This window comes from Flammeovirga aprica JL-4 (assembly GCF_012844305.1).
Taxonomy (GTDB): Bacteria; Bacteroidota; Bacteroidia; order Cytophagales; family Flammeovirgaceae; genus Flammeovirga; species Flammeovirga aprica.
Genome location: NZ_JABANE010000024.1, coordinates 24,213 through 47,536, shown reverse-complemented (window position 1 = coordinate 47,536; position 23,324 = coordinate 24,213). Strand labels below are relative to the sequence as shown.

Genomic DNA, 23,324 nt, shown 5'->3' with positions numbered 1-23,324 from the left:
AACGTTAAATTACAACAATAAAGTTAAAAAGAGGATAAAAAACTAAGCAAATCATCGGAAATCATTACATCGTCAAAAACGAAGATACCGACAGATTTATAAAGTGGATTACCGTCTAAAATTTTAGATAACCTCGATGCAATTCCATAATTAGTAGCAACAATGGCTTTGGTATTAAGAGGTTCTTTTCTCCCCAGACCAGAAGCGCGTAAATTGTCTTGTAACTTGGCTAAAATCCAATCATCAGGTGCTTTGTCAACAAATATGATAGTACTATTGCAAACTTGCAGATGTCTCTGATGTTGTCTTCTCATCATTTTCGCACCCTGTCCTGTCCCCAATTTTAAAATGCCAAACCCTAGAGTCGACAACCTACTTTCGAGAATTTCAGAGTGCTCCGTATCTTCAATGTCACACATAAGGTACACTTTCTTAGCAGCAAAATCGTCTTTCAAACTAGGATCTTCTCCTCTACTGTAAGTGCTCAATTCTCCATGAAGAATAGTCTTGAACTTTTCTAAGTCCGTTTTAAAAGTGTAGGTTGCCTCATGTTCATCTACATTTTTCAGTAATTTCTCAATGTAAAATTTTCTTTTATCTGTTGAGAAACGAACAGTGGGTGGCACCCATACAAACTTCTTTATTTTATTCTCATTTTGAAGCACGTAAGTCTCTGTGACTTTTTCTTGCCATTCTAAGAACGAATACGCATCATGATTTATTTTCTCACCTTCCCTTCCTCCTGCTAAATGTATTGCAATTTCTACATCATTGAGGTCTTCCCATTGTATTTGTGACATTGAATCTGTATGGCACGGGTAATCTTTTTTGGGTAATATATCAAAACCAAAAGCTTTAAGATCCCTTTTCAAAAGCAACCTTTCCATTCTCAAATCATCAGAAGTATCTCCTAAAAAAACTTGCTTGGAATAATGATGCTGATTGAAGGCATCGTAAATATCAAGGGCTAAATCGGAAATCACCAACCAATAAAACACTCTATAACCTTCTAATAAAGGAATTGAAAGCGTGACTTCTTTACCGATTCTGTTATCAAATCTTGAAAGGTGATAAGAGCGTAAGTTTTTTATAGCTTCAGGTTGATGCTCTTCTTCTAAATTGTTAAGGAACAGCTTATAATTTTGTTGATTATTATTTACGGTTAAAGGAATATCTGATGCTTCACAAACAAACCAAATAGCGATATCAGCTTCTTCATTTGCTTTATCACCAAAGGAAACGTTGACTTGTATATTCTGTGACTTCATTTCTTTCAATGCCACTTGTAGAGCATCTGAAATCATGTAGCCTAATTCTAAATGATCGTCAGGGTTTTCTTCACCTGTATTCACACAAATAATATGAATATGCATAGATTCCGTATAAAGTTTGTAATGTGTTGAGCGTTTGAGATAAGTGTGCACTTTCCTACAAAAGTCAGTAGAATTACGTAATTTAATTGTGCACCTATATCAATAAAATAACCAATCTGCACACTAACTTACATTAACATTCCTTTAATAAAAAATAAAAAAGCCATCGAATTCAGATTTCGATAGCTTTTTTTATACAAAAAATAAGAATAATCATATACTGACCTTCATTTTTCAATCAAAATAGAGTATTTCAGTTCAAATACTCTTGTTAAAGTTCAAAATATAAAACTTCCGTTACACCCTATCGTTTACAGATTGAAAAATATAGATTTCTAGCACATATATTACATCATCTTCTCCTCAATCTAAAAATGATAACAGGTGGAATTTTTGAAAACAGATCACCTCTGTCAAACACAGGCTCTTCAATAGCATCTATCACAAATTTGTACTTAAATGCTAATTTGGAATATTCACTGATAGGACGATGGAAATAAAACTGTTCTTCCGGCTGTTCTTCTAGGGCTACCCCTTTTGAAGTACTATTTTTAATATAATTTTTTATCAATAGACCTTCTTCTTGAAAGTCTACAAATTCAGAATTAAAGGCGGGATGTTGAATAGAAAACACAAATGATCCTTCTAGAGTCAATACATCAGATACGTACTTAAATAAAGGATTTAAGTCAGGCATATCCATCAAAACCATATTCGCCACCACCTTATCAAAACTATTTCCTAAAGTTTGTAGCTCCTCTCTCAAAGTAGCATCAATTACAAAATAATCAACTGAACCACCATGTGTTTTTGCCCTTTTGATATTTTCTTCGGAGAAATCAAACGCTGTCACTTTGAATCCCTTCTCCGTAATTCGCCTTGCAAAAATTCCATTTCCACAACCCACATCTAATAAATGATCATCAGGTTGTAAGTCTAGAAGTGTGTCCGTAGGAGGGGCAATCAAATGGAGGTGCCAGTCATTTCCTTTCTCTCCCATTTTCTCGTCCCACACTTTGGCATTTGCCTCCCAAATTGCTTTATTTTTCTGATTGATTTCTTTTTGATCCATAGTTAATTATTCGTTGTAATCCACTTCAGGTATTGGTCCTCCAATGATTTCAACATTAAAAGGTGGCTTGACTATCAATAAATTAAAAGTGCCCTTCTTTTGCAACAATTCCAAACGATAAAGGTCTCTTAATCTTGATAACAACTTCCCTCCTAAATTCAACCCTCGCATCATACCATTACTTTGAATTTTTGTCCCCCAGAAAGTATTTGAACTGTTTTGGTCCAATTCTATTTCAACAATCGGCGACTGTTTCACCGCTCCATTTTTTAATAATACCTTCCCAAATTCCTTTCGGTTGTTGGCCAATTTCATCAGCAAGGCATACCACTTACCATTGACTATTGCTGTAAGAGCCTCCCAGTGTTTTTCTTTGTATTGTTCAAAAGGAAGATCTCTCATTTCCCAATCTTTCATGATCCAAGGTGAACGCCAAAACATTCTCATATCATCTTTACGATCACCTACTTGCTGTGCTCCTATTCCAGAAGTTTGATCAATAATCAACAGTTGTTTTTCAATTATTTCATCTCCTTTTTCAGGATCTAACTTAATGGATTGAAAAAGATGTTCTGCTGTTCTGAAATGAGGAAATTGAGGTATCTTGATTGGAAATCCTTCAGCTGTACAAGAAAGCAAATCACATTCTTTGCTTACCAAATGCAATCGTGAGGCATTTTTTCTAACGAAAGCAGTTATTCCTTCATGACGCACCTTACCTTGTTTTACTTGATCAAAAAGGACATTAATATGATAAGGAAAAACTTCTTTCTGATCTAATAAAAAATCCTTGATATGATAAGTGCTGTTGTAGCACATTTCTTTCACTTCATTGGTAGATAGGTAATGCATGTTTTGGAATAGTGTAATGTGATAAATGTATTTAAGCACAAATTCAAAATTAACTATGATTTATTTTTGACTTTGTACTAAGGTATTCAAAAACTTAGATTTCAATTTTCAATAATGTCTGATAAGGATCTCCTTCCAATCCCAACAATTTTGCAAAAGCTGGCTCTGTCTTTAATCCTTCCTCTTTTAAAGCGATTATTTTCTGACGAAATGCCTCTCCGTTTTTTTCTAATAAATAATGCTCTATCAACATATGTCGATAAGCATTCTGTTCTTCTGTTGGTTTATTTTGACCAAAAACTTCCACTTCAAAAGCATCAATCATAAAACTGCAAACTACAGCTCCTGTATTTTCTTTACTTGAAATAGTAAGCTGAAAGTGTTTTTCTTTTTGAAACTCTTCGACCAAAAAAGACTCAAAATGCTCTAAATTTGCGCATTGGCAAATCACATCCAGATCACTTTCAGGTAAATCTATTTTGATAGGGATAGTTCCTGTCAAGAGGGGATTGTAAGATTTCAGACGTTCGAAAATTTTATATTTTCTCAAAGCATTATAGGCTTCTTTCTGTCTGTCACTCCCCTCTTTCAGGTATTCAATATTTTTGAAATTGGTCATTAATAAACGCTATACTAAAACTTCACTTGATTGGTGAGCTAAGATAAGATCATTGATAGCGTCCCACAATTCTATTCGTTTTTGTAAAGCATTTTTTCCTGTGGTTAATGCTTCCTCCCATTTTGTTTGATCATCTCCGCATAGTTCTGCAATCATTCTTAATGACAATGGGCCATGCTCATCTCCATCCAACTCAATATGTCTTTTCAGATAGTATACAACCTTATTGTATTGTTCCTGATTTTCTGCATTTTTTAGAATTTCTAAGAACATATCAGGAATAACATCCTCTCTTCCAAATGTAAAAGCAGAAGCAATAAGATGAGTCTGATGTGTGTCAATTACTGTAAAAGTAGATCGAACAAATGATGCAACTCTTTTATCAACAGAAGCTCTTTCTAATGCTACATCTACTGATTTTCCTTCCTTAAGGAAAGCTATCAATTGCTCCATTTTTGAAGGATCAGCATTCACTTGAGCCATTGCATCTAGGTACATTTCGAAGTGGCTTTTTGGTTCGCCTAGTTCGTTCACATCACTTTCCTCTCCACATACAATCTCATTGATAAACCTTGCTATTGTAGGGTTCGGACTTGGAGTCCATGGATATTCAACATTTGTCAACTGTTGTTGCAATGCTTTCAGTAAAGACATAAAATCCCATACGGCAAACACATGGTTTTCCATAAAAATTTTGATATCACTTACCTCTCTTAAGTTTTTGTATAGTGCGTGATTAGACAGTTGGTCTCTCAGTAATTTAATTTCTGATTCAATGTATTCAATAGTGTACATCATACTAAGTTTGTTTGTTATGAGTTTAGATAATGAATCCTTGCTGATTTTGATGGTGCAAAGTTAGTAGATGTCTATCTATAAACAACAATAGCAACTTATAAATTAAAGTTGCTATTGTTGTTGTGTGAGACAAATAGGTTAGGCAATATGCGTCATCTCATTGAGTGTAAATTCTTCCACAGCATCTTCCGTAGCTTTCATGTACTCTGCAAGGTGTTCATTTTCCATATGTTGTTGCCATAAATCACGGCTCTCCCAGTTTTCATAAAACAAGAATAAGTTCTCATTTTCATTATCTTGATGCAAATCATAATTGATACATCCTTTCTCAGCTCTTGTAACTTCAATCAATTTTAGCAACTCATTCTTCACAAATTCACCTTTTCCCTGTTTTGCTAATATTTTTGCAACTATGGTTAATTTTTGATTTGACATTTTTTCGTTGAAAATAGTTATAAAATTATTTTTTGATGGTTATATATTTCTCTCTAAAAATACGATTTTGATTTCACATTAAGAAGAATTTTCAATGCATCAACTCAATGAACAAACCTTATCGGAAGCCATTTTTCCAGTCAAAATAGACATTGGCACACCTGCAGGACTGTAAGCCCATTGGCCTGCAAGGAAAATATCTGGAATGGGTGATAAAATTGCCTTTCCTGAGTCTTGAATTTTATGAGGCACAGGAATTTTCCTTTCAAAAGACCAGCCCACAATTGCCCCATCAGAACTATTAATTCGCTCTTTATAACTGATAGGTGTAAAAGAAAATTGATTTTCTATATTTCTTGAAAGTTCTGGATAGATGGAGTTGGTCAAAGACTGAATGATTGTGTTTTCCACTTTTGAAACAAAGGCTTTATACCACCCTTTTTTCTTCAATTTGACAAAAAGCTCATGTTCAATGATAAAACTAATAATCAATCCCGTTTTGTGTGGCGGTACTAGTTCCTTATTCTTTAGACCTGGAATTGATATCTCAAAAGTATTGAAATTCAAAAAGCGATACACCCAATCCCATAAAACTGGACGTCTGATCTCCTCCCAGTTCAAAAGTATTTCTTTCAATTCTTCCCGATGTATTTTATTGAGGCCTTTCCTTTTAGGAGTATAAAAGAAATGTCCATTTGAAATGTTACGGAAATAACTCAAAGGTAAATCGACTTCAAGGTAGAGTGAAAATACAGACTCACTTCCTTTTGTCGCATCAAATTCATGTTTCTTTGCATTGAAGTTCTTTTGTGTTTTGGAATTCAATTTCTCAATTGAAATATGATCATAAAGATTTTTCAAGTCTCCAGCCCAAATCAGATGATCATAAAAGTACTTTTTATCATTATGATCAATCACATATTTTTCAAAGGCATTTATATCTGTCACCATGGTATTAGTGATCAACTCTCCTCCGTATTCTTTGATTTTTGCTACTAACTTCTCTACTAATTGGTCTACTCCTAACTTTGGGTAAAAATAATCCAAGTACAAAGAGAAATAGCTCATTGCAAAAAAAGCAGGAGTCCCTTTGAAAAAATGTTGTGAAATAATATCTCTCAAAGACTGATTGGTAATTAACCGCTCCAAATAGGCTTCAACAGGCTCGCTTAACTTATTGATCTTTCTGACAGTCAGCAAAAACTTTGGAAGCCAAGGCAACAATTCTTTGAAAATATATTTCACGTCTCTCTTCAAGTCTTTAAAGACAGGGTTTTCAATTCCATACAACACATCAAGGTGCTTCATCACCCTTTTCATCTCCAAAATAAAACCTTCTATTTCCAATTGACTTTCAGGAAAAAGATGAATCAACATTTTCTGATATTCAACTATTGAACCTTCATCTTCAATACTCACCACTTGATCTTCCACTCCTACAGAAACTTTGCTTCTCACTACATCTATTTCAATCCCCAAATCATCCAACATAGGTAATATTACACCCGCACTTTCCAATGCCCTAACCCCTGCTTCAAAATGAAACCCATTGCTTTTGAAAGAACTAACCAAGCCTCCAAACTCATTATTTTTTTCAATCAGCACAATCTTTTTTCCTGCTCGTGCTAAATACACCGCAGAAGTAAGCCCCGCTATACCTCCGCCTACAATTACAGCATCATATTTTGAAGTCTCCATTTTAATTCAGTCTACCCATCGTTTTACTTATATTCCATAAGAGTTCTGCTATTTCGTGATCCAATGCTGGAGGAGTTGGCTCTTCCAAAGTAGTCAGGTTGAAGAACTTTCCATTGATCTTCTCTACTTCTTCTGATACACCTAAATGATAAAGTGCTTCTGCTGATACAGTTGCTGGCTTTAAGTTTCGATCTAAAATATTCTTCTTATACCACTGATACACTTTTCCATTTTCCTTGCCTGAGTCTGATTTAACAGCCCCTGGATGCATAGCGTTGATAATCACTCCTGAATTTTCATAAAAGGATTTAAACTTCAGCATACATAAAAGCTGAGCAAGTTTAGCAGAGCCATAACTTGCATACCCTGAATATCTCCTTTTTTGGAAGTTCAAATCATCCAATCTTAAACCCCAAGGAGCAAAGCGATGTCCTTCAGAATTGACAAAAATAATTCTAGCTTTTTCCTGAGCCTTAAGTTTATTTTTAATTTTATAATTGATGATAAAAGGTGCAATATGATGTACCATCAATACTTTTTCTATGCCTTCATTGGTTAGTTCTTTTTGGGTTAAGAAAACACCTGCATTATGAATAATTACATCAATAGGTTCATCCATCTGATTTAGTTTCTCTGCGACTGAGTGAGCATCTTTCATATTACTCAAATCGGCTAACATAAAATCACATGACACTTGATATTGTTCTTCAACTTCGGCTTTTAACTGCTCTGATTTTTCTAAGTTTCTATTGATACAAAGTAGGTTTGCTCCCATTGAAGCATATTTTTTGGCCACTAAATAACCAATGCCTGAAGTTGCACCTGTGATCACCACCAACTTCCCTTTACACTCCGATGAACATATTTTGGGGTCTTTTCTATTGTTTTTCAACATAGAATATACATTTGACCACTCATATTCTCTGAAGTATTTCCAAAATCTTATTCCATTTTCTTTCATGATCACCCAAATTTTTTTTTCATGAATTTTCTATACGCTTTACCGAAACGTGGAATATTATCAAATATGTCACCCCATAGATCGTAGTAATCTCTTTGCTCTATAATCTTCCCGTTATTATTGATTGTTAGGCGACTTGCTCCGTACATCACTGAACTTGGATATTTTTTATAACTGATCGTCATTTCCCATTCCAAAAAGAAATCATTGTCCTTCTGAATGACTCTCACCAATTTCATTTTAAGGTCCTTTGAACGTTTGGTAAGTCTTTCGGTCATCGCCTTAAACTCCGTCATTCCTTTTATCTCTTGAATAGAATCGCGGAAATAGATTTTATCATCATAATAAGGTAAAATATGGGACCAATCAGGTTTTCCGTCAGTGTTGTAGGTCTTTGTCCATAGTTCGTTGACAATCTCAAGGGTCAGATGAAAAGCGTTGTTCGTTTCGTTTAAGTTTTCTGCTCTCATATATAAAATTTAATTGCTTTAGTAGTTCAAAAAATAATTCGTACAGCAAATATTTTTTGATAGAGTATAGTTTAGCTGAGGATAAGGCCTCCCCATTTAAACTCATTTCATGCTCCCTTCTAAGTTAGTGGTATTAGGTTTAATATTGAAATAGAAAAGGGTTATAATATATTAAAGTACCCACAGATATAGATGCTCTCTATACCTGTGGAAATAATTTTATTTTTTGATGAGCTTAAACACCTTTTTAGATTGATTTTCAATAGTATGCACAGCAGCATAATAGATGCCCGGTTGATAATTCTTTGTATCAATTATGATATTAGAAGCACTTGTCTGTTGCACTTCATCCACTTTTTGACCAGATGAATTATATACCTTAATGGTCACTTCTGCATTCACTTCTAGTGAACTCAAATTCAATTGATCTTCAAAAGGATTTGGGAATACAGCATACGCTTCAGAAGTCAAAAAGTCTGGAATAGAAGTTACATTACAATCACCACAATCTCCCCCACAGTCAATACTAATTTCATCTCCATTTAAGATACCATCATTACAAGACCAACCTGTTCTGATACGGTTCACTTCTTCCTCAAGCATCGATAGTCGTGCTTGTTGTGTAGATGTCAACGTTCCTTCTAAAAGATTCTTGGTTTCATAAGGGTCATCTATTAAATCATATAATTCCTGAGTTTTAGCATTATCAAGGTATTGGATCATTTTAAACTGTGAATCTCGAATAGTGTAAGCATCATCAGGGAAACCGTCTTTTACACCGAGTTCCATATAATTGTATTTTCTGACTGTACCTTCATCACCTGAAAGAAGATGTTTAAAACTCAAACTGTTGTACAAACCTCCTTTTTCTCCGATTGATTCATCTGAAAAATGAGCCATGGTAGCAAATAAGTCACACACATTGATCTGCTCGTCTACTTCTTTGTTTTGAAGCGTGACCCCTTTACCAGAAATGATCATTGGTACATGAACTCCTCCATTGTATAAAGATCCTTTTCCTTGATTATAACCTTCTACTAAATTCGGAGGAGTACCATTATCCCCAACAAAAATAACGACCGTATTTGCCAATACTTCATCAGGAATATTTTCTAAAAGTCTACCAATCTCATAATCCATATTTTCTATCATTGAAAGATACGTTTTCATGGCGGCCGAACCCGTATGGCCTTCAGAATAGGTTCCTTCTGGCGGCATTTGATAAGGTGTATGAGGCGTAACATGGGCTAGCCACATCAGCCAAGGCTTTTCTTGTTTATTGATCCAATTGATGGCGTAATCTGTGAAATAAGTAGTTGCATATTCATTACATGTTTCCTGCTGTTGATTCTCTACCTTTTTCCAGCTATAATAATCAGCCACTCCGGATTTCAACACACCCATAAATTCATCCACTCCATGTTCATTCGGGTGGTCGTAATCATTACTTTTTCCCAAATGCCATTTCCCCACTAAACAAGTGACATAGTCGTTATTGGTTTGTTCTTTTAGCTGTGTGAAAATAGTTTTGTGGTCGGTACTCAACTCTCCAGGTACGGTAGGAACGCCATTATTTACTCCGTATTTACCCGTCATGATTGTAGCCCTCGTCGCTGCACAAACGGGAGTAGCCCACACATTGGTAAAAGTCACACCCGAGGCTCTCAATGCATCTAAATTGGGTGTAGTAGGTAAATTCCTGCCAATACCATATCCTGGCGTCACATCAGCACCCATATCATCGGCAATAATCAATAAGATATTTGGATTGTCTTGTGCTTGGATTATTCCAAAAAGAGAGCATAGGAGTAGTATAAGTAGTAGTTGTTTCATAGTCATTTCAATAAAAAAATCGAACTTTAAAAAAGACAATTAACTAAAAACTTTTGACAATGAAAAAAGACCTCCCAAATGAATGAAAGGTCCTGTTCAAATGAAGATAAAATATTTATTTTCTTCCTAAATAATCAATCTCACTGATTCTTGAATTTTTAAAGATGCCATTTGATCTACTGCTCCATCCAAATTATATCCTTTGATATCTACAATTTTGTTGTTTTGCAGCTTCTTTAAATCCTCTTCTTGAAGCTTGTGATTAATCATACATATAAATTGATTCATATCGTATTCATATTCCACATCTTCTAGATTTGTAATACGGATCTCACTCCCATCTTCTAAATGTAAAACGAATTCCGTTCCTGCATCATATGATTCATCACCATCCTGAGATGAAATCGAGATTTTTAACTGACATTCTGTTTTATTATTATCAGATACTTTTGAAAAAGAAATATAAGCGATGTTTTCATTTTCAATAATGCTACATTCTTGGGTAATCTGAGTTTTGGTATTCCCCTCAGTTTTATCTACCTCCAATAGTTGAGCATTGACTGTTAGTGTCACTACAAGACATAACACAATTGTGTTTATAACCTTAATTATCATGATGGTTTAACTTAAATATATAAGTACAAATTCAGAATTAACTATAATTTATTTTTGACTTTGTACTGAAGTACAAAAAAGCACAGTATCCAATTCACAATAGAATATTCATTTTTTCATTTCATCGAGATACTGATCTATTCCAAAAGTAGAAATGATGGTTCACTTTTTTTTTCTGTAATATTTCAAGTTATAACACTTTTATATTTGAGGTTAAAATACAGCAACAACAATTAGTTTATTTCTTTCACTTATTTCACTATCATCATCGCATCCTCTGATTCCTCACTTTTTGAGGTATTAACATTCAGTACAATTGACGCTCCTGCAAAGTCATGAATTGCCATGTGTTTTTTGTTAAAATTGATTGTAAAAAAAGACAACCAACCCAAAGTGTATTTAGTTAGGACTCTCAATATAGCTCTGAATAAATTGATTTTTTTATTGAAATCTGTATTTCTTCTCACTGTAATACCCATCAGTTTTTGACCTATTGTAGCAGCGTATAATGTTAGGAGAACAGGTTCGTAGACAAAAACAACAATAGAGAAGAAAATAAATATTTCAAGTCCATTATTTCCATCAGAAAATAATTGCAAGACGAGTATTAATAAAATTCCCATCAACATACTGTCTATAAATGCCGCTTTCACTCTAGTTGCCAAATAAGGATAATCTACCTCTTCTTCGTCCTCTATCTCCAAACCTTTATCAAAAGGTTCATCGTATTCTATGTTATCTTCAAAGGAATATATATTACTACCGAATACATATTTCATAGAAGGTAAAGTGTGAAGAAAAACTGCAATTGTGATATTAATTGCTCCTATTATTTCAAGAAGTAATAGTCCAATATCAAATCCTCCAAAAAACAGGAAAATCCCATTTAGAACCAACAAGGTAGATACAACCCATTTTGCCCATTTTTTCCCAAGAAGTAAAAACGGTATTGGAGGCATTAGAATGATGAGAAAAAACAAAATTTCCTCAACTTCAGAACCTACTTGTATAAAGAAAATAGTTTCGCAAATGCAGAATGTTAGTACTAAGAGTTTTAGTTGAGTAAAGCCAATTCTTCTGCCTTTTATTTTAGTTTTCATTTTATCGGTCTAGCTAGATAAATATTTGCTTATAGTTTCGATAAAATTAACACTTATTTTCAAAAATAAAAAAAGGCCACCGATGTGTATCAGTGGCCTTCCTTAAGTGGAATTCTTTTAATTAAAGTACAAATTCAAAATCAACTATAATATTTTTTTGAATTTGTAATTACTTCTGCTGAAACGTTTGTTTCATTGCTTCATATTCCTTGTCCATAGAAGGTTTACAGAATTGAGTTCCTTCAAAGATTTTATTTGATTGCTCTTGACGGCTTGCCAATGTTTCATCCAAATGTTCTTTTTTCAATTCTCTTTGTTTTCCATCAACTCCAAATACCGTTAATGTCAACTCCTTCTGATCTCTTGTTACTTTCACTTTCTCACCTGCTTTCACCTCAATATTGATAGGTTGGAATAATGCATGTTCAAAACGGAACTTCACATCTTCTCCTTCCATAGTGTAAGTATAAACTTCCACTTCTTTCTGGCGCTCAAACTGTCCTACCAAAGTACCTCCCATTAATTTCTCTTTGTAAGAAATGTTGTTAAGTTTTGAAGGGATTCTAGGCGCCAATGTAATGATGTTTTCAATCGCGTTTGGTCTTAAACCTAAGAAGTACTGATACCAAACTCTTAATTGCTCACCATTTGACCATGCTTGCATGTAAGTACCTGTCAGTTTAGGGTAAGTCTCACCTGGATGTGGGAAAGCATCAGCGTTTTCGTTCATACTTCCTACAGCTCCCATATCTAATGACTGCTCATTCATATTTTCAAATAGTTGGAAGGCAATATCAGGCTGACCGCTTTCAATCATACGCTGCATAGCATAACCATTGTTCCACTGCCAGATTGTACCGTTGTGGTAAGCGGCATCTTTATGATAATGCTCCCACGCTAAGTGATAAGGGTGGAAATTCGGATCTTCTTGACTTAAAGAAGCAACACCCCAAGGGTATACTAAATGTTCCCAGATTTCTCGTGTCAATTCCATTTTCTTCACATCATCCGTCATAAAGTCCATTGCAAATAATTGGTTTGGACGGAATTGGAAGTCCGGTTGATCATCGTGATCAATACGATCAGCCATATAGGCGTGTGAATCATCGAAGAAATCCTTATTGAAGTTGGCTTGTACTTTGTCAGCCACTTTTTGCCAGCGTTTCATGTCGCTGATATGATTTGTTTCTTTTGCACAGTAGATCGCCGCGTTCAATTGCTTGAACCATAAGGCTTGAATATCATTGGCGTAACTACCTCTTGGTGAATAAGGAACGTGATCCGGTTCTCTTCTCGCATCCATCCAAGTATCAGCATCTTCGTGTGTTAAGTAACCTTTTTTGTTTACCCAGTTTTTCAATGCACCATCCACACTTCTTTTCACTGTAGGGTACATTTTTTTGATCAATGAATTATCACCTGAATATTGGATGTAATCTAATAATTCAAAAATAAAACGAGGCGTACCGTCAGTGGTGTGGTAGTTCAATGATTCCATTTTTACGATATTCGGAATTCTACCATAATATTTTGAAGTTGATTTCTTGTCCTGTACATCAGCAAATGAAAGAAGGATTTTCTTTGCCACATCCGTTTCACCTAAAACCAATGTACCACCCGGCAATGAAATAAATGTGTCTCTACCCCAGTACTCGTTGAACCAAGGAATACCGGCATAAATACCGTAACCTCTTTGGTGCGTCACCATTTCATCCATGGTCAAAGTCAACCACATTAGGGCTTTATCAAAATGAGGATCTTCTGTTTTGATTGCTGTATTTTCAGTCACCAACTTAGTCATACGGTCTGTACGCTCCTGGAACCATTGACCATGTTTTGTTCTTGCTTCTTGGATTAATGTCAGGCCTGCTTCTTTTGTTTTAGCATAAGAAATATAGAAACCACCTTTTCCTGAGGCTGTCACTTTAGCATTTCCGTCTTTGTCTATTTTCTCATTATGAGAAGGAGCAACAACCACAAAATGATCTTCAGATTCTGAAGACACAAAGTAAGACGCATTTTTGTCTCTGCTTTCTAATTTGATCTGATCACCAGTAACAGTAAGATTTGTCTCCTTGCCTTTGACTCCTTGGAAATCAACATAAATTACATCTTGATCATCAAAAAGGATTACTCGCTCAGTACCTTGAGCAGTGGCTCTTTGAATATAATGAGGGAAAACTTCCACTTTTGCATTCGCACGATCAAACGGCTGACCATCAATAGTCAAATCATAATCGCTTAAAATTCTTTTCTGACCAACATTCCAACCATTAAACCAGCTGTATAATTCGCTATTTAAGATATGTGTTTGTGTTTGGAAATAAGCACTTCTTTTATTGGTATAAGTCACAACTCTGTTCTCAGCAGCCGAAACATCCACCTTAAGTGTTTGCAACATTTCATCTTTCACTGCTTCTTTAGCTGTAAACTTATGTTCATTATTTTCTTCAGTACACCCATAGCAAAGTACTAAAGTGAGAAGTATAAATGCACTTTTTAAAATCCTCATTACTATTTAGTTAATCTTAAAATATTCTGACCAGTGTAGTATTACCTATCACGCAATACTATTATTTACGTTCCTCTAAGTTAACAATTGTTCATAGGCCACAAAATGATTTCTATTTTCTTAATAAATACAACCTGTGGATTGTTATAGGAGTTATATTATTTAAAATTGAAAATACATAAACTCTAAAACACTATAGAACAGTCTTTTATGAATATTGAAATTCAAGACTTAAAAATTCTCAATTTCATATTTAAATCGGTTGTGATAGTTTTTGTTAATAATTCTTGCTTAACATATAATAAATGTATTTTCTACACACGATTCACCATCTTTATGTCCATATGTTTAAACTTAATGATTAACTGAAATGAATCAACTTAACTACAGACATTTAATGATTGTGCTAATGTGCATAATCACAACACAACTTAGCTATGCACAAGATAAATTATTCTTAAAAGGCTACACCGATTATATTAAAGGTGATATTATGCCTTATAAATCACCTCAGGAAGATGCCAACCAAGCCATGTTGGTAAGATGTTCTGAAGGAAAAAATGAAATGGAATGGGAAGCTGAAGCCGTTCCAACTTCTTACGATGGCGAATATGTGGAATATGGCGTCATCATGGGTGTTGATATTGACAGAGCCCAATATGATTTTGATTTCTATATTAATGATAAAAAATATTTCACTTTTACAGCCCCAGAGGAAAGTATTCTTCAAGATGTAACTGCTGATGGTCCTAATGGCTCAAAATTGACGTTCAAAGGGACAATGATTGATGCTTATAGTGATATGTTTGGCTATGGCTTCTTGAAAATTAAAACGGCTGACTTACCAAAGGGAAAACCTGTTAAAATGAAAGTGGTTGCTCCTACTATTGGTAAATCAAGCTGGTTTATGATGTTCAAGTATGGTGTTGATGGCAATGTAAGCTGGAAACAAGAACCTGCTGTCATAAAATCAGACAAAGGTCCAAAACAACAATTAAGAGCAACGATATTACACTATGGCGATCCTGCACAAGCAACAATTACAGCAGGTAAATCAAAAGAAAAAGTAACGCTAAATGTGGGTGCCAATGTATTTAGAGTAAATATTCCAAAAGTAGAAGAAAATACTTCTATTCCAGTGAAAGTAACTGTAGGTAAAAAAGTATTGGATGAACAAATATTGGAGGTAGAACCTGTAAAACCTTATACTGTTTATCTATTGCACCACTCGCATGTTGATATCGGATACACCCATACGCAAGATGAAGTAGAGAAAATGCAATGGAAAAACCTGGATGATGCTGTAATGATGAGCAAAAAGACAGCTGATTTCCCTGAAGGGTCTCAATTCAAATGGAGTGTGGAAGTAATGTGGGCTGTTGAAAGCTATTTGAAAAATGTTACTCCGGAAAAAAGAGCCGCATTTTTAGCAGCTGTAAAAGATGGTTCTATTGAATTGAATGGTCTTTATGGTAATATGTTGACAGGTTTATCGAATCCGCAAGAATTGGTAGAATCTACTTTTGATGCCTTACAAGTTGCGAATGAAACAGGCGCTCCTATGGAATCTGCAATGATCACTGATGTACCGGGTTACACATGGGGATTAGTTCCTGTTTTAGCACATTCGGGTGTAAAGTATCTTTCAGCAGGTACAAACGTATTCCATAGAATTGGTGGCACTATCTCTACTTGGGGTGACCGTCCATTCTACTGGGCATCACCTTCTGGAGAGGAAAAAGTAATGGTTTGGGTACACGAAAAAGGGTATAGCCACTTCCATACAGGTTTAGGTTTTACAGATTTGAAAGTATTATTGACACCAAAGTCTGTTTTTGATTACTTAAATGAATTGAATGAGAGAACATATCCTTATGACATCACCACTTTACGTTATACAGTAGGTTCAGATAATGGTCCAGTTGATACGGGTATTTCTGAAACAGTAAAAGAGTGGAATGATACATATGAGACTCCTAAAGTGATGTTGTCTACTACAACTGAATCATTCAAAGCTTTTGAAGATAAATATGGCGATCAACTTCCTGTAGTAAAAGGTGATTTCACTCCTTATTGGGAAGATGGTGCAGGTTCAACTTCTGCAGAAACAGCATTAGTAAGAAACGCTTCTGAGAAACTTTCTCAAGCCATGACAATTATGTCATTGAACGGTGCTGATATTCCAAATGAAACATTTGAGCAAGCATGGAGATATGTTTTATTATACAACGAACATACATGGGGTGCTTATAACTCTATCTCAGAGCCTGAAGCTGATTTCGTTCATTCTCAATGGGCAGTAAAACAATCTTTCGCTATCAAAGCGGATTCAATTGCTGATGAGTTATTGGAAAGAGCATTGGCTATCGGTGAAAAAACGAAAGGAATTTTATTGACCAATACATTGAACTGGGACCGTTCGGAATTAGTAAAATTAAGTGCTGAAAAAACTTCAAATGGTGATTACATTGTAGATCAAGATGGAAAATACTACCCTACTCAGCGTTTGAGTAATGGTGAATTGGCTGTTTATGTGGATCACTTACCAGCTTATGGTCAGTTGGAATTATTCTCAACTGCTGAAATGAAATGCAGTAAAGAGTGTAAGAAATGCAAGGACTGTAAAAACTGCAAAAAGTGTAAAGGTCAAAAAGCATTGAAAATAGCTGATAATACTATTGAGAACGATTTCATCAAATTAGAAATCAATGCTGAAAACGGTAGTGTAGCTTCACTTTATGATAAAGTAAGAAAGAAAGAACTTTCTGATAACTCTGAATTAAAAGGATTGAATGACTACTATTATGTAGCTGGAAGAAGCCCTAAATCACCGCTTACAACTGCTAATGATATTCAAATTAAATGGTTAGAAAAAGGTGAATTGATCAGTGTTATCGAAGTAAGTTCTTCTGCTCCTGGTACTGAAGAATGGAAACGTACTTTTGAAGTCAATGCCTACTCTGAAGTAGTAGCTATCGACAATCAAATTAATAAAACAAACGTTTACGACCCTGAAGGTGTTCATATTGCATTCCCATTCAATGTAAAAAATGGTACAGTAAGAATTGATGCTCCATTTGGTGAGTATATTCCTGAAAAAGAGCAATTACAAGGTTCTTGTAAAAATTACTTCACTGTACAACGTTATGCTGATGTTTCTAACCTTGATCATGGTGTAACTTGGGTCACTCCTGATGCTCCAATGATTGAATTGGGTGAAATCACTACAGATGCATTATCGTATGGTTGGGTGCAAGAAGTAAAACCAACTCAAACGATCTACGCTTACTTGATGAACAACTATTGGGAAACCAATTACAAAGCTTCTCAGGAAGGATGGCATTCATTCCGTTTCATGTTAAGACCTCACGGAGCTTATGTTTCTACTGATGCGAAGAAATTCAGTATGGCAGTAGCTCAACCGATCTTAATCTCAGAAAACGAGAATGATAACTACACTGCATTTATTCAGCCAACAGCCAATGATTTAATCATTACTGCTTCAAGACCAATGGACAAAGAGCATGTATTATTGACAGTCTTGAATACTAATGCGGGTGATTCTATTTTAGAATGGACAGCTTCTGATAAAGTAGAGGGAGTTTATCTTTCAAATATCAACGGTGATAATAAAGGTGCTTTCCAACAAGGTGACAATATTCCAGGATGGGGTGTTAGATTCTTATTGGTGAAAGTTAAAGCTAGCTCTGTTTCTAAATAGTAGACAATTATATTTACAATACATTCCCTCATAATTAAGTTATTAAATATGAGGGAATGTACCTTTTCAGCTTATACAAGGTATTTCATTTATATCATTAATTTTCTTCTCAACTTTATTCGCCGATTTCTTTTTCTATTTTCTATAAACTTAGTAACCAAATACCCAGATCCAGCTGATGTCAACCCACCTAGTAAAGTATATCCTAAATCAGCATCACTCCACCCTCCATATGAAATTTCATCCATAAACTCTTTAGCTATACCTGCAAATGCAGTTGCCCCCATAGCAATATAAAATGATTTCTTTGGAGATTCTCCCATACTATAAGCCGAAGTGTAGACTGTTGCTCCTATAACTAGTCCCGCACCATAATGAAGTTGTTTATCAGTTTTAAAATCCCATGATTCCTGTGCATAAATATTAGAGCTAAATAACATGAAAAAGCAGATAATAAATTGATAAACTATTTTCCTTAATAAATTATTACTAATTAAAGAATGAAGTGAAATGGAAGAGTTATTTGATTGAAACAAATTTGTTTTTTCGATCAGAATAGAAGTCGATTTCATTGTAATTTCAGATTAGATAATTAATGAAATCATCTAAAAATTCTCTTGAATCCATGAATTGATAAAGTAGCACTTAGAGAACTTTTAAATGATTTGTTATTTATCTCAAAAGGGTAATTCAACTTTAAATACCCTATCTTCTAAAATCATTTTCTTGAATCAACTAGACCATTGACTCTCAATTCCTCACCTTCAAATCATACCACATCATCATCTCTTCTTCAAGTTCTTCCTTATTAATTTTCTTTTTTAATAGCTTCCGATAAGACATTTTTTTCACTTCCATACAGTATTGTACCATCAACCAATAATCATAATACTGCCTTGGAGCAACAGTTTTATCTTCAAAAAAAACTCCCCATTCATCAGGATCAACCATTCTTGCACTTTCTATTCTTTCCATGTTTTTGAGTAGAGAATGTTGGCCTTTTCCTTGCCTTGCAATGTATTCTGCATACCCCTCCCATTTCCATTTTGGATATTTAGCAAAAGGGTTAGAATTCCATAAACCGAATGTATGAAACTGTAAACAATGCGTCAGTTCATGAAGTAAAAGTTGTTCTAAATTCCATTGGTATCCATGGTGAGTTACTATATTTTGAGCTAGATCCATTTCCCCATTAATCACAACAATATTGGACATACCCCACCCAAAAGCATCTCCCCATAATGCTTTCATTATTTGGGGATAAACAGCACCTTCATTCAAACAGATCTTTAAATCTAGACGTTCTTCATACAGTTCACTTTTTCTCAACATTGAATCAACTTTGGCTAGTTGCCTTCCAAGTTGAGGATCTAACTCCTGCTGATGATATATAGTATAATTTTCTATTTGAGTTTCACGGTTATAAAAAAATGAGGGGTTGAATAGCAGAAAGATTACAAATGCAAGGGGTATTAATAAGATTAATGGAAGTCTCAACAGTCCTTTTTTTAGCTCAATTTTCATAGGAGATAGTTTTATTGGTCTTCATCAAATTACCCAAAAGATACCCTAATTCAAATGACTTTTCTTTTCTATTTAGATAAACACCTTCAACAATAGAAAACGGTTTTGTACCAATTCAATATTGAAACATAACAACAAAAAAAGTACATCTCCTCTTAATTTTGAGCTTCAACAACAACAATCAATATGTTTATAAATAGAAAAATCAAATCGGTATTAAGTACAGCTATCATAGCTTCTGCACTACCTTTTATGGCTTCAGCTCAGGATGTGAAAGGGCTGACAGTACATGAATCGGAAGATTCTCCTACAAAACAACTTAACTTCAGAGCTAATAATTTAACAGAAGCTCCAAACATCGTATTGGTACTTTTAGATGATGTTGGATATGCTCAAATGGGCCATATGGGTGGACAAATTGAAACGCCTGCTTTTGATGAAATTGCAGATAAAGGTTTGACTTATTCAAGATTCCATACTACTGCATTGTGTTCTCCTACAAGAGCGGCATTATTGACAGGTAGAAACCATCATACAGCTGAGACTGGAATTATCATGGAATTAGGTACTGGTAATTCAGGTTATACAACTGAGATTCCAAATGAGGTAGGTTCTTTTGCTAAAGTACTTCAAGAAAAAGGATATTCTACGTCTTGGTACGGAAAGAACCATAATGTTCCTAACTGGGAAGCTTCATTTACGGGACCTTTTGATCGTTGGCCAAATGATTTAGGTTTTGATTATTTCTATGGTTTCTTAGGTGGAGATACAGACCAATTCCACCCTGCTCTTGTAGAAGACAGAAAAAGAATTACTTCTCCTGAAACTAATGAAGATGGATCTCCTTATCACTTAACAACTGATATGGCAGACAAAGCCATCAACTATGTACAATCTGTGAATGCAGTTGCTCCAGACAAACCTTTCTTTGTTTACTTTTCACCTGGTGCAGTACATGCACCTCACCAAGCTCCTGCCGAGTACATTGAAAAATACAAAGGGAAATTCGATGCAGGTTGGGATGTTTACAGAGAAGAAGCATTTAATAATATGAAAGCAAAAGGCTTAATTCCTGCAGACGCTGAATTGACTCCTCGCCCGGAATCTTTACAAGCGTGGAATAGTTTAAATGAAGAGCAAAAAATGGTTTATGCTCGTATGATGGAAGTTTTTGCCGGATTTACAGAACATACTGATGCACAAATCAAACGTCTTTATGATGCTATTGATGAAATGGGCAAATTAGATAATACCATTTTCATCTACATTGCAGGCGACAATGGCGGTTCTGCTGAAGGTGGTCTAGAGGGAATGTTAAATGAGATGACATTCTTTAATGGAATGCCTGAAAAATGGGAAGATAAAGTTGAAGCTGTCAAATCAAATCGTTTAGGTACTGAAGATTACTTCAATCATATGCCTGCCGCTTGGGCTTGGGCTGTCAACTCTCCTTACCAATGGGCGAAACAAATTGCTTCCCACTTAGGTGGTGTTAGAAATGCAATGACAATCTCTTATCCTAATGGAATTAAAGCAAGAGGTGAAGTTAGAGAGCAGTTTACACACATCACTGATATTGCCCCTACAATTCTTGAAGTGGCTGGATTAGAGATGCCAAAGGAGATTGATGGTTACGCTCAGAAACCATTAGAAGGTACTTCTTTGGTGTACTCTTTTGACAACAAAGATGCTGAAGAAATTCATACTACTCAATACTTTGAAATTGGTGGTAACTTGGGTATCTACCACGATGGATGGTGGGCAGGTGCCATGAGAAATATTCCATGGGTATCAGGGTCTACTGCTCATGTTGAAATCACTGACATGAAATGGGAATTATACAATCTTAAAGACGACTTCTCTCAATCGAAAGATTTAGCAGAAGAAATGCCTGAGAAATTGGAATACATGAAATATATGTTCTTTGCGGAAGCTTCAAAAGCCAATGCTCTTCCTATTGATGACCGTAGAACTGAACGTTTCAGAAGTACTTTCCGTCCTTCTTTAACCGCTGGACAGACAGTTTTCCAATATCCAAATGGGTTGAGATTACCTGAAGGAGCTACTCCATTTACGAAGTTCATTTCACATACAATGGATGCTTCTCTTGACGGAGGTTATAAAAAAGGTGATCAAGGTGTATTGATTACACAAGGTGGTCGTTTTGGTGGTTTTGTTTTAAGAGTAGACAAAGCAGGATATGTTCATTATGAATACAGTAATTCTTCTGATTTTTACAGTATTAAAACTTCATCAAAAATTCCTGTAGGTACTAAAAACGTAGTAGCAAGAGTGATTATGGATGAGAAAAAACCTTACACAGCTTCTACTATTACAATCTTTGCAGATGGTAAGAAATTAGGAGAAGGACGTGTGGAGAAAACAATTCCAAACTTATTCTCTCTTGATGAGACATTAGACATCGGGCAAGATACGGGAACTCCTGTAAGCCAAAGTTATAAAACTAAAGACTCAGATTATTCTGGTCAACTCAAGATGGTGACGCTTGAATTAATTAATGAGTACAATAATACGCAAGCTTCAAAATAGAAGTTTTTGTAACAACATAGATTACTTAAAAGTCAGTGGATTATCTGCTGACTTTTTTCTTGTTACGGAAGGTCTTTCACCAAACTTTGAATAATACCTTTTACTGAAATGTGTCAAATCTGTAAAACCCAATTCAAAGCTTATTTGGCTCAAGTCTTTCTCTGTTTGAATCACTTGTCGTTGTGCCTCCTCAAGCCTATGATGATTGAAAAATTGTAGAATAGGTTTTTTATATACTTTTTTGAAAGTTTTTTGAAGCTTGGATTCACTCATTCCATATTTTTTCACCAATACTTTTAAATCAGGAACCTCATTCAAGTTTGAGAGGATATCATCTTTCAACCTGAACACTAAATTCAAGTCATTTTTATGGACACCATACACTACATTTTCAAGCCCATTTTCATAAGAACGCTTCTGTAGAATGTTTAATACCTCTATCATTTTTGAAAAAAGTATTCCTTTTTGCATAACAGGGTCTTGTATAAAAAAATCCAATTCCGAGATTATTTTATCTAAATCTGGAGTCAAGGAATCATAATAAAACCATGCTTCGTCTTTATGAATAAGCTCATTTAATGCATCATTTGGTAAATAGATAAACTTATCCATAAAATGGACTGGAATCCTCAAATAATACCATCTTATAGACTGATCTACAGGGTAATCAATATTAAATTCTTGATTACTGTTATAGACATATAAGGAATTCATCAAAGTAGATTTCTTTTTTGTTTCAGAAGTAAAATCACCTGAATTACCAATTCTAATACTTACATACTTCTCCTTCTTGTCAGTACTATTTAAAATTCTAATTGGTACGTTGAGTTTAAGGTTTGTAACCCCGCAAATCAGTTTTGGAAAATACTCATAATAAATCATGTCAAGCTTACCGTATTTATCATTTTCAAGTCTTAAATGATTGCCATCAACGCTAGCTCCAAAGTCTTTTTTGATGAGTTCGTAGGATGAAACAGGATTCGTTTCATCAGTACTTATTTCAAGTAAATTGTCTTCCATGATTAACTATAAAATTAGGTTTACAAGATAATTAAAAATGGTAGAGGAACTTGTACAATAAGCATAGTATTGAATCATTAATCTTGATTTACCACTAACTACCTTACATAATTTCGCCTCTTTTATACCAATGAATGACTCTTACATGCTATCATTCCGCCCCAATCAGAC

18 protein-coding genes are annotated in these 23,324 nt (G+C 34.8%); 2 read left to right on the top strand and 16 right to left on the bottom strand.

What is annotated here, in order from left to right; all coding sequences use genetic code 11:
• Positions 1-23 precede the first annotated feature (23 nt).
• The 13 genes from HHU12_RS10930 to HHU12_RS10870 all read right to left on the bottom strand — a co-directional run bounded on the left by HHU12_RS10930 (position 24) and on the right by HHU12_RS10870 (position 14,338).
• Complete coding sequence (locus HHU12_RS10930) at positions 24-1,373, bottom strand: hypothetical protein (RefSeq protein WP_169656778.1); 1,350 nt, start codon at positions 1,371-1,373, stop codon at positions 24-26.
• Positions 1,374-1,725: 352 nt separating this feature from the next.
• Entirely contained in the window at positions 1,726-2,445 is a 720-nt protein-coding gene (locus tag HHU12_RS10925; RefSeq protein WP_169656777.1) for a class I SAM-dependent DNA methyltransferase, read from the bottom strand.
• Positions 2,446-2,451: 6 nt separating this feature from the next.
• Positions 2,452-3,297 (bottom strand): NADAR family protein, encoded by an 846-nt coding sequence (locus tag HHU12_RS10920; protein ID WP_169656776.1) that lies wholly within the window; start codon positions 3,295-3,297, stop codon positions 2,452-2,454.
• A gap of 94 nt (positions 3,298-3,391) precedes the next feature.
• Complete coding sequence (locus tag HHU12_RS10915; protein WP_169656775.1) at positions 3,392-3,916, bottom strand: DUF4269 domain-containing protein; 525 nt, start codon at positions 3,914-3,916, stop codon at positions 3,392-3,394.
• Positions 3,917-3,925: 9 nt separating this feature from the next.
• Complete coding sequence (locus HHU12_RS10910) at positions 3,926-4,714, bottom strand: DUF3050 domain-containing protein (protein WP_240970913.1); 789 nt, start codon at positions 4,712-4,714, stop codon at positions 3,926-3,928.
• Positions 4,715-4,852: 138 nt separating this feature from the next.
• The gene (locus tag HHU12_RS10905; protein WP_169656774.1) at positions 4,853-5,149 is read right to left on the bottom strand and encodes a putative quinol monooxygenase; all 297 of its coding nucleotides are present in this window, start codon (positions 5,147-5,149) and stop codon (positions 4,853-4,855) included.
• Between the two features lie 99 nt (positions 5,150-5,248).
• A complete protein-coding gene (locus HHU12_RS10900) occupies positions 5,249-6,847 on the bottom strand; it encodes a phytoene desaturase family protein (protein ID WP_169656773.1) in 1,599 nt (532 codons plus the stop codon).
• A gap of 1 nt (position 6,848) precedes the next feature.
• Positions 6,849-7,808: an SDR family NAD(P)-dependent oxidoreductase gene (locus HHU12_RS10895; protein ID WP_169656772.1), complete on the bottom strand. Its 960-nt coding sequence runs from the start codon at positions 7,806-7,808 to the stop codon at positions 6,849-6,851.
• A 2-nt stretch (positions 7,809-7,810) separates the two neighbouring features.
• Positions 7,811-8,278: a nuclear transport factor 2 family protein gene (locus HHU12_RS10890; RefSeq protein ID WP_169656771.1), complete on the bottom strand. Its 468-nt coding sequence runs from the start codon at positions 8,276-8,278 to the stop codon at positions 7,811-7,813.
• Between the two features lie 219 nt (positions 8,279-8,497).
• Positions 8,498-10,111, bottom strand: a complete 1,614-nt coding sequence (locus tag HHU12_RS10885; protein WP_169656770.1) for a sulfatase-like hydrolase/transferase — start codon at positions 10,109-10,111, stop codon at positions 8,498-8,500.
• Between the two features lie 126 nt (positions 10,112-10,237).
• Positions 10,238-10,726 carry a hypothetical protein gene (locus tag HHU12_RS10880; RefSeq protein ID WP_169656769.1) on the bottom strand — a complete coding sequence of 163 codons (489 nt, stop codon included), beginning with the start codon at positions 10,724-10,726 and terminating at the stop codon, positions 10,238-10,240.
• A 251-nt stretch (positions 10,727-10,977) separates the two neighbouring features.
• Positions 10,978-11,826: an RDD family protein gene (locus tag HHU12_RS10875; RefSeq protein ID WP_169656768.1), complete on the bottom strand. Its 849-nt coding sequence runs from the start codon at positions 11,824-11,826 to the stop codon at positions 10,978-10,980.
• 169 nt (positions 11,827-11,995) lie between these two features.
• Positions 11,996-14,338, bottom strand: a complete 2,343-nt coding sequence (locus HHU12_RS10870; protein ID WP_169656767.1) for an amylo-alpha-1,6-glucosidase — start codon at positions 14,336-14,338, stop codon at positions 11,996-11,998.
• A 409-nt stretch (positions 14,339-14,747) separates the two neighbouring features.
• On the opposite strand from HHU12_RS10870, the gene HHU12_RS10865 reads away from it, so the two are divergent.
• Positions 14,748-18,059, top strand: coding sequence for a glycoside hydrolase family 38 N-terminal domain-containing protein (locus HHU12_RS10865; protein ID WP_169656766.1), 3,312 nt, complete (start codon positions 14,748-14,750; stop codon positions 18,057-18,059).
• Between the two features lie 89 nt (positions 18,060-18,148).
• Here the strand turns inward: HHU12_RS10865 and HHU12_RS10860 are convergent, their stop codons facing one another.
• Complete coding sequence (locus tag HHU12_RS10860; RefSeq protein ID WP_169656765.1) at positions 18,149-18,631, bottom strand: hypothetical protein; 483 nt, start codon at positions 18,629-18,631, stop codon at positions 18,149-18,151.
• 178 nt (positions 18,632-18,809) lie between these two features.
• Positions 18,810-19,583, bottom strand: a complete 774-nt coding sequence (locus tag HHU12_RS10855; RefSeq protein WP_169656764.1) for a hypothetical protein — start codon at positions 19,581-19,583, stop codon at positions 18,810-18,812.
• A gap of 186 nt (positions 19,584-19,769) precedes the next feature.
• Here HHU12_RS10855 and HHU12_RS10850 point away from each other — a divergent pair, with 186 nt between their 5' ends.
• Positions 19,770-22,133, top strand: a complete 2,364-nt coding sequence (locus tag HHU12_RS10850) for an arylsulfatase (protein ID WP_169656763.1) — start codon at positions 19,770-19,772, stop codon at positions 22,131-22,133.
• A 21-nt stretch (positions 22,134-22,154) separates the two neighbouring features.
• Here the strand turns inward: HHU12_RS10850 and HHU12_RS10845 are convergent, their stop codons facing one another.
• Complete coding sequence (locus tag HHU12_RS10845) at positions 22,155-23,153, bottom strand: helix-turn-helix domain-containing protein (protein ID WP_169656762.1); 999 nt, start codon at positions 23,151-23,153, stop codon at positions 22,155-22,157.
• Positions 23,154-23,324: the final 171 nt, after the last annotated feature.